The 11994-nt window shown below is 63.1% G+C and carries 11 protein-coding genes; 6 read left to right on the forward strand and 5 right to left on the reverse strand.

Annotated elements, in window-relative coordinates:
• Nucleotides 1-1044, forward strand: a 1044-nt coding sequence (locus AAFX91_RS02380; RefSeq protein WP_394565440.1) for an alpha/beta fold hydrolase, incomplete at its 5' end; no start/stop codon positions are given.
• Nucleotides 1045-1558: 514 nt separating this feature from the next.
• Here the strand turns inward: AAFX91_RS02380 and AAFX91_RS02385 are convergent.
• Genes AAFX91_RS02385 through AAFX91_RS02405 form a run of 5 tightly spaced genes read right to left on the reverse strand, consistent with a single transcriptional unit; the run spans nucleotide 1559 to nucleotide 7062 of the window.
• Nucleotides 1559-2188 carry a 2-hydroxychromene-2-carboxylate isomerase gene (locus AAFX91_RS02385; RefSeq protein ID WP_130577043.1) on the reverse strand — a complete coding sequence of 210 codons (630 nt, stop codon included), beginning with the start codon at nucleotides 2186-2188 and terminating at the stop codon, nucleotides 1559-1561.
• Nucleotides 2189-2216: 28 nt separating this feature from the next.
• Nucleotides 2217-4136, reverse strand: coding sequence for an NAD(P)-binding domain-containing protein (locus AAFX91_RS02390; RefSeq protein ID WP_394565441.1), 1920 nt, complete (start codon nucleotides 4134-4136; stop codon nucleotides 2217-2219).
• Between the two features lie 10 nt (nucleotides 4137-4146).
• Nucleotides 4147-4920: an SDR family NAD(P)-dependent oxidoreductase gene (locus AAFX91_RS02395; RefSeq protein WP_394565442.1), complete on the reverse strand. Its 774-nt coding sequence runs from the start codon at nucleotides 4918-4920 to the stop codon at nucleotides 4147-4149.
• Entirely contained in the window at nucleotides 4910-5569 is a 660-nt protein-coding gene (locus AAFX91_RS02400) for a TetR/AcrR family transcriptional regulator (RefSeq protein ID WP_394565443.1), read from the reverse strand. The genes AAFX91_RS02395 and AAFX91_RS02400 overlap by 11 nt, the downstream gene beginning before the upstream one ends.
• Nucleotides 5566-7062 carry an AMP-binding protein gene (locus AAFX91_RS02405; RefSeq protein ID WP_394565444.1) on the reverse strand — a complete coding sequence of 499 codons (1497 nt, stop codon included), beginning with the start codon at nucleotides 7060-7062 and terminating at the stop codon, nucleotides 5566-5568. Before AAFX91_RS02405 ends, AAFX91_RS02400 begins: the two co-directional genes overlap by 4 nt.
• A 169-nt stretch (nucleotides 7063-7231) precedes the next feature.
• Here AAFX91_RS02405 and AAFX91_RS02410 point away from each other — a divergent pair, with 169 nt between their 5' ends.
• The 5 genes from AAFX91_RS02410 (at nucleotide 7232) to AAFX91_RS02430 (ending at nucleotide 11993) form a co-directional block, all read left to right on the forward strand.
• Nucleotides 7232-8491: an ABC transporter substrate-binding protein gene (locus AAFX91_RS02410; RefSeq protein ID WP_394565445.1), complete on the forward strand. Its 1260-nt coding sequence runs from the start codon at nucleotides 7232-7234 to the stop codon at nucleotides 8489-8491.
• Nucleotides 8492-8588: 97 nt separating this feature from the next.
• Nucleotides 8589-9491, forward strand: a complete 903-nt coding sequence (locus AAFX91_RS02415; protein ID WP_394565446.1) for a branched-chain amino acid ABC transporter permease — start codon at nucleotides 8589-8591, stop codon at nucleotides 9489-9491.
• On the forward strand, nucleotides 9488-10519 hold the full coding sequence (locus AAFX91_RS02420) for a branched-chain amino acid ABC transporter permease (RefSeq protein WP_394565447.1): 1032 nt from the start codon (nucleotides 9488-9490) through the stop codon (nucleotides 10517-10519). The genes AAFX91_RS02415 and AAFX91_RS02420 overlap by 4 nt, the downstream gene beginning before the upstream one ends.
• Before the next feature lie 2 nt (nucleotides 10520-10521).
• Nucleotides 10522-11280, forward strand: coding sequence for an ABC transporter ATP-binding protein (locus tag AAFX91_RS02425; RefSeq protein ID WP_282527714.1), 759 nt, complete (start codon nucleotides 10522-10524; stop codon nucleotides 11278-11280).
• Nucleotides 11277-11993, forward strand: a complete 717-nt coding sequence (locus AAFX91_RS02430; protein ID WP_028164870.1) for an ABC transporter ATP-binding protein — start codon at nucleotides 11277-11279, stop codon at nucleotides 11991-11993. The genes AAFX91_RS02425 and AAFX91_RS02430 overlap by 4 nt, the downstream gene beginning before the upstream one ends.
• The last annotated feature ends 1 nt before the right edge of the window (nucleotide 11994 follow it).

The raw sequence follows: 11994 nt of genomic DNA on the forward strand, positions 1-11994 counted from the left end.
AACGCCTCGATCTTCCGAAGCTTCTCGCGCAGATGCGACTCGCTGGTCATTCTGATCCCCGTCGCCCCCTTCAGAGGGGAGCACCCAATCATCGCCCAGCGGCAGCGTCAATCACCCCGATCGGGCAATCCAAAGCATTCCGCGCAAGTCAAGGCCGGGCACGGCGATCCTCTCGTGACGCTCACGATCATCACCCATGGCTGGCCGGGATCGGTCGTTGAATTCCACAAGGTGATCGAACCGCTCACCGATCCGACCGCCCACGGTGGCCGTGCGGCCGACGCGTTTCACGTGATCTGTCCGTCATTGCCGGGCTTCGGCTTCTCCGCCAAGCCGCGCACAACCGGCTGGGGCGTCGATCGCATTGCCTCGGCCTGGGCCGCGCTGATGGAGCGCCTTGGCTATGCGCGATACGGCGCGCAAGGCGGTGATTGGGGCTCGGCCGTCACGACCGCGCTGGGCGCGCAAGACGCTGCGCATTGCGCGGGCATTCATATCACGCTCGCGATGGCGACGCGGCCCAATGTCGAGGGACAGCCGACGCCGGAAGAGACGCGGGCGCTGAGCGGTATCAAATATTACGCTGACTGGGATTCCGGCTATTCCAAGCAGCAGTCGACCCGGCCGCAAACGCTCGGCTATGGGCTCACGGATTCACCGAGCGGTCAGGCCGCGTGGATCCTCGAGAAATTCTGGGCCTGGACCGACTGCGACGGGCATCCCGAGAACATCCTGTCCCGCGACGAACTGCTCGACAATGTCATGCTGTATTGGGTGCCCGCCACAGCGGCTTCCTCGGCGCGGCTCTATTGGGAAAGCTTCGGATCGAAACGGCGAACCGTGCACAAGGTCACCGTGCCGACCGGCGTCGCCGTCTTTCCCAAGGAGATCGTCACGCCGGTTCGAAAGTGGATGGAGGCGAGCTACACCAATATCCGCCATTGGAGCGAGATGCCAAAGGGCGGTCACTTCGCCGCCTTCGAGCAGCCCGAGTTGTACGTGCGGGAGGTGCGCGAGTTTTTCCGGCCGTTGCGCGAGGAATAGAGGGAGTCATGACCGACCGCGACGTTTTGCAGCCGTTACTCGAGCGCACCGGTTGCTGGGTGCATTTGGCTGCAAATTAATGGGCCCCGGTGCATTGGAGCATCGCGGGGCCCTGCATCTTCGTTTTAGCGAAGGATTCTGGTAGACACCAGGATAACTCTGGATCGTAAAGCGCGTGGCCTTTGCGCTTCCATCCGGTGGATATGTTCAGATTGTCGACGGCGCAACGCGGCTAGCAGCTGCTGTTCACCTCAACTGCGCCGAGACCTTGCCGCTGAGCAAGGTCACAGGACTGTCCCGGTGGCGTCATGCTCCTCTCCAAGAGTGGCCCGACGGACATCTGTCCGTATCCTCTGCTTGCCGCCCGACCACATGATCGGTCGGCAATCCCTGCAAGGCCGGGAGCCAAGCTCCAGCACCCCGACAGGTGCATCAGCAAAATGCTGCGGCAGATATTGGAGACTGTCAAGTGAAGTCGCGGTTCCCCGAGGCGAGGGAACCATGAAGCGCAGGATCATTTCCTATGTCGGCTGCCAAGCGCTGTTGCGATGGAGGCCGGCTCCTTGATGCGCTCGATCAGCATGTCGATGCGATCGCCGCCCCAGAACAGCTCACCATTGAACACCATGGTCGGGACGCCGAACACACCAAGTGCCTCCGCTTCCTCGATGATCCGATCGTGCTCTGCTCGCGCGGGCCCATGAACATATTCCTCGAAATCCTTCGCCCGGCCACCGATCGAGGCGATCACGCCAGCGATATCAGATAGTTCGTCGATCTCCAGATCATGGTTCCAAAACCGGCGAAAGACCGTGTCGTGATACGGCCGGAACAGCCCATGGCGCTGGGCGAATAGCATGCCGGCGCTGGAATAGAACGCGTCGTAGATCCGCCGCGGTCCCTTCATCGTCAGGCCTTGCGCGTTGGCGAAACGCCGGGCGTCCATGTAGGCGTAACGCACCTTGCGCCAGAAATGCGGGGTGCGCTCTTCCACCGTCCCCATGAATTCCGGGATCCGCAGCGTATAGGGCAGCCACTCCAGCTCGACGCCATGCTGTTCTTCGAGCTCGAACAGGCGCTTGTTGGCCACGAAGGCGTAAGGGCTCTTGTAGTCGGTGTAGATGCGTACGCGCGGCCTTTCCATGCTTGGCCCTCCCTGATCGTGGTGGCGCTCAGGCGTCTGCACGTTTCGTTTGTCGATACTGGCTCAGATCGGGATCATGGGTCATCGCCCAATAGTCGACGAAGCGCCAGGGCATGGCCGAAAATACGCGGCCCCGGCTGTTGCGATAATAGGTCGTCATGCCCGGATGGGTCCAGATCAACTGCTCGTGTTCGGCATCGACCTTGCGGACATATTGATCATGCGCTTCCTGACTGACATCGATGGCGGCGATGCCTTTCTCGATCATCTCGACCAGGCAAGCCGAGATGTAGCGGCTCTGGCATTCCGACTGGAAAATCACGCTGCCGCCATGCGCAGGTCCTGAGTTGGGGCCAAGCATCAAGAACAGGTTTGGGAAGTTTGGCACGGTCAAACCGAGATAGGCTGTCGGGTTGTCGTTGGCCCATACGTTCCTGAGATTGTTGCCGCCGCGCCCAGTGATGTTGAGCCGCGCCGCCATCTCCGAAACCCTGAAGCCGGTGGAGACGACGATGATATCGTGCGCGCGCTGCTTGCCATCCGCCGTGACGATGCCCTCGCGCGTAAAATGACCGACTGGGTCGGTGACCAGCTCGACGTTCGGTTTGGTCAGCGTCTTGAACCAGTTGTTGTCGAGCAGGATGCGCTTGCCATAAGGCGGATAGGTCGGCACGCATTTTTCGATCAGGTCGGGGCGATCCTTGAGCTCGGACAGGATGAAGTCCGTCAGCTCCTGCCGATGCCGGTCGTTGCCCTTGTTGACGGCGCGTGCCGGATGCGGCCAGTTCGGATCCTTGCGCAGGAACGGCAGCAGGCCGTCGCCATAGCGCCAGAACATGTTGAAGCGGTACCACTGCACATAGAAGGGCAGGTACGCGAGCAGCCATCGCGCGCCTTCGGTGATGGGGTCGGAGTAGCCCTTGACCGGCCGCGCCCATTGCGCGGTGCGCTGATAGACCGTGACCGACGATACGCGGTCGGCGATCGCGGGCACGAGTTGCATCGCCGTGGCCCCGGTACCGATCACAGCGACGCGCTTGCCGTCGAGATTGATATCGTCGGACCAGAGCGCCGAATGCACGGCGAGGCCCTGGAAGTTTTCCTCGCCCTTGAAGCGAGCCGGGGCTGGGTCGTTGAGCTGGCCGATGGCGCTGACCAGAGCCGTCGACTCGAAGGTCTCTTCGCCGGTCTCGGTCTTGAGAGTCGAAATCCAGCGCCGCTTGTTCTCGTCCCAGCGGGACGCGATCAGCTCGGTGTTGAGACGAACATGGCGTCGGATGCCGTGTTCGCGCACCACTTTCAAGAGATAGTCGAGCAGTTCCTGGCGCGGCGCGAAATAGCGCGTCCACTGGTTTCGTTCGCCGAAAGAGAAGGAGTAGGAGTGGTTCGGCGTATCGACGCCGCAACCGGGATAGCGGTTGACGTACCAGGTGCCGCCGATCTCGTCCTCTTTCTCGACGATGGTGTAGGGGACGCCGAGCCGGTCCAGCGCGACGCCGAGCGCAATCGCACACACGCCGGCGCCGACGATCAGGACGTGCTGCTCCGCGAGCTTCTCGTTCGATGGACGTTTGGCCCAGCGCGCGTCACGCGGGATGAAGCCCATTTCCTCACGCATCAGCGGTGCATATTCCGGTGCGACGTTCTCGCCGAGCGTCGCACTCATCATCTTCAGCATCAACTCGTTGCCAGGATCGGTGATGACAGGTTTCGGCTCGCCGTGCTCATAGAGCTTCAGGACTGCGGCGCGGATCTCGTCCTGGATTTCCTTCGGCACGCCGGCGTCCGGATCGGGGATCAGGCGCACGTCGCGCTTGGGCTTGTACGGCGGTTCCAGCCAGCGCTCGTCGCCGGTCATGTGCACCAGCACCATCAGCAGCACGCGGATGTCGCCTTCAGCGATGGCGGAAGCCAGGTCGAGTTTCTTGCGCGGCATTTCGATGTTCATGCTCTTGTCCTCATGCTTCCGGCGCTTCCGGCAGCCCGCCATAGGCGGCCCACGTGCTGCCGGCGATAAAGCCGGCATCGACCGGCAGGTTGATGCCGGTGACGCCGCTGCTCTTTGGTGAAAGCAGCCAGGCGATCGCCTCCGCCACTTCGAACGGCTCGACCAGCCGGTTCATGGCTGATGGCCGCGACAGCAGTTCCTTGTCGAGCGCGCCCGAGGCGATACCGGCTTCCAGCATCGCCGTGCGGGTAAAGCCCGGCGACACGGCGTTGACGCGCACGCCGACCCGGCCCCACTCGGCTGCAAGCGTCTGCGTGATCTGGACGACACCGGCCTTGGCCGCGGTATAGGCATGGATCGGACCGGAGGTCATGCCGGCGACGGAGGCGACATTGACGATCGCGCCGTTCCGCCGCGCGGCCATCAGCACGCCGACGCTGCGGGCGACCATAAAGGTGCCGCGCAGGTCGATATTGACCTCGCGGTCCCATTGCTCCATCCGCACGCGCTCGATCCGGTGCATCTTGCCGAACACGCCGGCGGCATTGACGAGGCCGGTGATCGGACCGTGCGCGGCCTCGATATCGGCAACGCCGGCCGTGACGGTCGCTTCGCTCGCGACATCGAACGGGGCGGGCCAGAGGATCGCATCGGTCCCCACCAGCGGTTCCGGCGCGATGTCGACGATGACGACGCGCTGGCCCTGGTCGGCAAGCAGCGTGGCGGTGGCGGCGCCGATGCCGCGGCTGCCGCCGGTGACGAGAACGAGGCCGTCAGCGCTCATGACCGTTATCCTCACTTGCTCTGTTGAACAGCCCTCGGGTGACGAGCTTCCGATAGGCGGAAATCACATGATCAGGCGGGGCAGTGACCTTGCCACCGGCGTAGGAATAGCGGCGGCTGAGATAGCCGCGCGCGCCCATCAGCATCTGCACGATCGCCTCGAATTCCTCGTCGCTGAAATCGATGATCTCTCCGGCTTGGCGCGCGCGGCCGAGGATGCGTACATAGGCGGTTGAGATATTGTCGAAATGTTTCTGGTAGCCGATCGGCGCAAAGAACTCGGCTTCGTTGAGGATGCGCAGGAATTCCGGCACTTCGAGGATGAAATCGAAGAAGGCACTGAAGCGCTCAATTTCCTGCCGCGCGGTGTGCGCGGTGCCGGTGCGTGCGTGGATGAAGCGCACCATGTCCAGTCCGATCTTCGGCAAGAGCTGCTCGAGCAGTTCCTGGCGGCTCTCGAAATGATTGTAGAAGGTGCCTTGCGCGACGCCGGCTTCCTCGGTGATGCGGGCGACGGAGGCTTCGGCGTAGCCATATTTGCCGACCACCTTGGTCGCGGCGTCGAAGATCTTTTGCTTGGTCCAGGCGTTGCGCTCGACCCGGTTCAGCTTGGTGAGCTTGAGGGGCGCAGCGTGCGGTGCTTGGGTCATGTAGCGGTCTCCAGTTCGGCGCGCAGCACACGCTTGAGTACCTTGCCGGAAGGATTGCGCGGCAGGCTGTCGCGGATGATCAGTTGTTTCGGCACCTTGAAGCCGGCGAGCCGCGCGCGGCAGTAGTCGGTGAGGGCGGGAAGATCCAGCGCAGCCCCTTCCGACAGCACGACGATCGCGACCGGCTTCTCGCCCCAGCGCTCATCGCGCAGGCCGATGACGGCGACCTCGCGAACCTCGGGCATCTCATAGATGACGCGCTCCACCTCGGAGGAGGCGATGTTCTCGCCGCCGGAAATGATCAGGTCCTTCTTGCGGTCGGTGAGATAGAGGAAGCCCTCCTCGTCGAGATAGCCGACATCGCCGGTGCGGAACCAGTCGCCGAAGAAGGCGGCGGCGGTCTTCTCCGGGTCCCGCCAGTATCCTTTCGTGATCTTCGGTCCGCGCAGGCAGATCTCGCCGTTCTCGCCGGGCGGAAGCCGATCGCCTCGATCGTCACGGATCTCAATTTCGACATGGGCGATGGCACGGCCGGTCGAGCCGATCTTATCGATCTCGCGGCCCGGCTCCATGAAGGTGTCACCGCCGACGCTCTCGGTCAGACCATAGGCGTCGATGTAGCGGGCATTCCTGAAGTAGTCGGAGAAGGCGCGGATGCGCACCTCCGGCGTTTTCTCGCCGCCGCCGATCGCCCATTGCAGACTGGAAACATCGTAGCGGTCGCGAGTGGGGCAGGTGAGGATCGCGGTGGTCATCACAGGCGCAAACCACGCCGCGTTCAGCTTCTCCGCTTCGATCGCAGCGAGTGCCTGTTCGGGCTTGAAGTCGCGATGGACCGAGAGCATTCCGCCGTGCCACAGCACCGCGATTCCAGGCAGATCGAGTGCGCCGACATGATAGAGCGGGCCGACGACAAGGAGGCGCGTATCCGCATTGAGGCCGAGCACCAGCGTCTGGTCGGTCGACTTCCAGTACATGTTCTCGTAACTGAGCATCACGCCCTTGGGACGGTCGGTCGTGCCTGACGTGTACATCAGCCGCATCAGGTCCTGTGGTCGGCGGACATGCATCGGCGCAGGTGCGATATCGCCTGCGAGCCGCGTTGCGGTCGATTGCGCGGCTTCATCGAGCAGCACGATTGGCGCATGACCCGCCGTGATCGCGGCGAGTTCTTCGTCCGCGATCAGGATGCGCGCGCCGGAATTGTCGACGATGTAGCCGACCTCATCGGCGGAGAGGCGATAGTTGATCGGCAGGAACACCGCGCCGATGTGGCTGGTCGCAAACACCAGTTCGAGAAAGGCGGCGCTGTTCTTCATCAGAACCGCGACGACGTCACCGGCACCGATGCCGCGGGAGGCGAGCCAGCCGGCCACCCGGCGGATGCGCTCGTCGAATTTGCCGTAGGAAATGTCCTCGCCGCGATATTTCAGCGCACACCGATCAGGCGTCCGCTTGGCATGAAAGGCGATGAAGCTCGATAGGTTGATCATCTGCCGCTCAAAGGGCCGTTTCGGCCTCGTTTCCTTCCCCGATGAACTATGACTCGTAATTCATCTTTGGCTTGACGTCACCCCCCTTGCTCTGAAATCCTTGTGTCCACGGAGACGAGATGATCTCCGGCAAGGGAATAGGGAACGACAACCCGACTGGGAGGGGAGAATGAAGAGAACCCGTCAACCGGGCATCAGCCGCCGTGCGACTCTGGCGCTGATGGGCGCCGGTGCGGTGATATCAGCTGCGCCATGGGTGGCGCGCGCGCAGGCCAAGACCATCAAGATCGGCATGCCGACGATTCTGTCGGGCCGCGTTGCGCAGCTCGGCACCTCTTCGCGCAACGCCGTGCTGCTCGAGGTCGAGAAGGTCAACGCCGCGGGCGGCTTGGCCGGCCGGCAGATCGAGATGGTGATCCGCGACTCCAAGGGCCAGCCGCAGGAAGCAGCCCGCGTCGCGCGCGAACTCGTCAACACCGATGGCTGCGAGATGCTGTTCGACGGCGAGGCCTCGTCCGGATCGTTCGCGGTGCACGAAGTGGCGCGCGACCTCGGCGTGCTCTGCATCCATACCTGCTCGGAAGCCTCGTCGCTGACGGCCGATCCGAAGCAGCACATTCCCAATGCGTTCCGCTGCGTCCGGCAGGGCATTCACGATTCCATCGTCGGCGGCAGCTATGCGGCTGCGATCGCGAAGGCCAAGGGCTTGAAGAAATGGGCGACCTGCTCGCCGGATTATGCCTATGGCCGCGATACGACAGGCGAATTCGCGCTCTATCTCAAGCGCTTTGCGCCCGATGTCGAGATCATCAGCGAGTCCTGGCCAAAGCTGTTCCAGCCTGACTACACCGAAGTGGTGACGAAGATCCTGCAGGCAAAGCCGCAGGCGCTGTATACCTGCCTGTGGGGCGGCGATCTGACATCCTATATCGACCAGGCCAACATCTACGCGCTGTTCACGCAGATGGAAGTCTTCGCCGTCAACATGGCTGACTACACCGCGCTCACGGTGGTGAAGAACCTGCCGAAGGGCATTCATTCCGGCAACCGCTACATCAAGACATTCCCGAAGACGCCGGAGAATGCCGCGTGGGGCGACGCCTACCGGGCGAAGTACAACGAGTATCCCACCAACTGGTCGTGGCAGAACGCGACCGCGGTGATGCTGCTCACTGAAGCCGTGAAAAAAGCCAACTCCACCGACGGCAAGAAGGTGGCGGAAGCGTTGCGCGGGCTGACGATCAAGTGCCCGTTCGGCGCCGACGGCACCGTGACGATGCGCGCGGAGGACAACACGCTGGTTGGCTACGCCATCGGTTGGGGCACCACGATCCCGCAGGAACCCTATGTGCCGGAAGTGAAGGCCGGCGATTGGAAGACCATCTTCGAGCTCGAAGCCGAGTGGAAGAAGAGCAAGGGCTACACCTGACCGGTCTCTAGAGTGGAGGCGGGCGGGCCGCTTCCACTCACGCATCGCTTAAGTTTGCGCGCCGGCGGTCTCGGTGCGCTCTGATGGAAATGCTGCCTTGGATATAGACGCGCTCGCTGGCTGCCTCGCCAGTCCGGCCTGTCTGGTGACGCAAACCACCAGCGGCCTCATCATCGGTATGCTGCTGTTTCTCGTCGCCGTCGGGCTGACGCTGATCTTCGGCGTGCTCAAGGTGGTCAATTTCAGCCACGGCGCCTTCTATATGTTCGGCGCCTATTTCGCGATGACGGCTTACCAATTCTCTGACAGCTTTGCGCTGGCGATGCTGTGCGGCGCGGTAGGCACGGCGATTCTCGGCCTGATCTTCGAGCGCGTGTTCATGAGCCGCGTCTATGGCGCCGACGTGCTGATGCAATTGCTGGTCTGCTACGCCTTCGTGCTGATCTTCGACGATGTCGTACGCATGGTGTGGGGGCCTGAATTCAAGTCGATGGGTATGCCGTCGGCGTTCCAGGTGCCGCCGCTGTTCATCGCAGGTGGCGTCGTGCCGCCCTATTACCTGCTGCTGATCGGGGTCGCGCTGGCCGCCGCCTTGGTGCTCGGCCTTGGGCTTGCCCGCACCCGGATCGGCAAGGTGATCCGCGCGGCCGCCCACAATCCGGGCATGGTGTCCGCACTCGGCATCAATACCGGCCTGCTCTATGGCGGCGTGTTCGCGCTCGGTGGCATGCTCGCCGGGCTTGCCGGGGCGCTGGCGGCGCCGGTGCGTTCGCTGGCGCCGGGGATGGGCTTTTCGGTGCTGATCGAATCCTTCATCGTTACTGTGATCGGCGGCATGGGCTCGATCCTGGGCGCGCTGATCGGGGCATTGCTCATCGGCCTGATCCGCTCGTTCGGCTCGCTCGGCTTTCCCCTGTTCACCGAAGGCTTGATGTACCTGTTCATGGTGATCGTCCTGGTGTCGCGGCCGACCGGCCTGTTCGGCAAGGAGGTCGCATGACCGAGCTGCAGGCTGGTCGCGCGTCGGAAACCTTGGGTGCGCCAAGCATCGAAACGCGCTCGTTCCGCTCGCGTTATCGCGACATTCTGATCGCACTGGTCGCTTTTGCTGTACTGGCAGCACTGCCGTTCTTCTTCGGCAGCAAGGCGCTGCTCGATTTCGTGATCCGCTGCTCGGCTTTCGGCCTGTTCGCGACTTCGCTCAACCTGCTTGTCGGCTACACCGGCATGATCTCGTTCGGGCACGGCATGTTCTTCGGGCTCGGCGCCTATGGCTTCGGCCTGCTGATGCAGCGCACCGCCGTGCCGATACCGGTGGCCTTTGTGGCGACGCTCGCGATCACCGCTGTCTTCGCTGCAATCATCGGGGCGATCTGCGTCCGGCTGAAGGAGATCTATTTCGCGTTCGTCACGCTGGCATTCCAGATGCTGATCCACTCGACGATCCTGACCTGGGCGTCGCTGACCGGCGGCGATCAGGGCTTGCGCGGCGGCATCCCGCGCCCGGTGTTCTTCGGCATCGATCTTGCCAATCATGTGCATCTTTACATCACAAGCTGCGCGCTGCTGGTGCTCGGCCTGCTCTTGATGCGCCAGATCGCGCAATCGCCGTTCGGCTATACGCTGCGCATGATCCGCGACAACGCCCGACGGGCGAGCTTCATCGGCATCGATGTCTGGCGCGCCAAGCTGACGATCTTCGTGCTGGCGGCGCTGTTTGCCTCGACCGGCGGCATGGTCATGGCGCTGTTCGTCTCGGGCGCCTATCCCGAATTCGGCTACTGGACGATTTCGGGCGAGGGCATCTTCATCAACATGCTCGGCGGCGTCACCACGTTCCTGGGGCCGATGGTCGGCACGGTGCTGCTGCTGATCCTCAACGATACCGTCACCCGCTACACGGAATATCATGGCATCGTGCTCGGCGCCGTGATCCTGTTCTTCGCCATCGGTCTGCGCAAGGGGCTGATGGACTATGTGCTTGAGTGGTATACGCAGCGGCGCGACGGGCCAGGGGAGCGCGGTTAGCCATGCTGGATATTCGCGGCCTCTCAAAGTCGTTCGGCGGCGTGAAAGCGACGGACAACGTTTCGCTGGATTTTGCCGATGGCTCGCTGACGGCCGTGATCGGTCCGAATGGTGCCGGCAAGAGCACGTTCTTCAACCTGATCACAGGCGCGCTCAGGCCGGACTCCGGCGAGGTCCTGCTCGATGGTGTCGATCTCGCCGGCAAGTCGCCGCCCGACATCGTGCGGCACGGTATCGGGCGGGCGTTCCAGGTTGCCAGCATCTTCCCGTCGCTGACAGTGCAGGAGACCATGCTCGCCGCCGTCTGCGCGGATCAGCGCCGCTCGACCGTGCTGCACCGGCGCTTCCCGCTTGCCGAAACGCGGGATCGTGCCGAGCACGTGATGGAATTGCTCGGCCTTGCCAACAAGCGCCACCGCACCGCCGCGACACTGTCGCATGGCGACCAGAAACTGCTGGATATCGCGCTGGCGCTGGTGCTCGATCCAAAGGTGCTGCTGCTGGATGAGCCGACCGCCGGCATGGGCACTGAAGAGCGCTGGCGGATGATCGACAAGGTCCGGGAGCTCTGGGAGGCGCAGAAGATCACGGTCGTCTTTATCGAACACGACATGGACATCGTGTTCAAGATCGCGCCCAGGATCGTCGTGCTCTGCTACGGCCGCATCCTTGCGACTGGCACACCTGATGCCATCAGGCGCAACGAAGCGGTGATCGAGGCCTATCTGGGCACCGAGGAACATGCCGAGGCCGTGACATGAGCGCTTTGCCAGTCGTGCAGGTCGAGGACCTCGACGTCTACTATGGCACCAGCCAGATCTTGTTCGGCGTCGGCCTCTCGGTGCGGCAGGGCGAGACCATGGCGCTGCTTGGCCGCAACGGGGCCGGCAAGTCCACCACCATGAAGGCGATCATGGGACTCGCGCCGGCGCGTCGCGGCAAGGTGACGCTGAACGGCAGGACCGTCTCCGGGATGAGGCCGCATCGCATCGCCCGCGCCGGGCTCGGCTTTGTCCCGGAGGACCGCCAGATCTTCCCGGAGCACACCGTGGAAGACAATCTCGTCATCGGCCAGAAGAAGGGGCCGAATGGCGAGGACGAATGGTCGATCCGGCGCATCTATGACGTGTTCCCATTGCTCGAGCCGCTGCGCTATCGGATCGCGGGACGGCTGTCCGGCGGCGAACAGCAGATGCTGGCCATCGCCCGGACGCTGATGGGCAACCCGGCGCTGCTGCTGTTGGACGAGCCGAGCGAGGGGCTGGCACCGATCATCGTGCAACGAATAGGCGAACTCCTGCGGCAGCTTCGCGCGACCGGCGCCACGGTGCTGATCGCCGAGCAAAACATGCATTTTTGCCTTGGCCTTGCGAGCCACGCGACGGTTATCGACAAGGGCCAAATCGTCTACACATCTCCTATCGAAGAGCTGAAGGCCAACGACAACATTCGGCAGCGCTATCTGGCGCTGTAGC

This window comes from Bradyrhizobium sp. 31Argb (assembly GCF_043638955.1).
GTDB lineage: Bacteria > Pseudomonadota > Alphaproteobacteria > Rhizobiales > Xanthobacteraceae > Bradyrhizobium.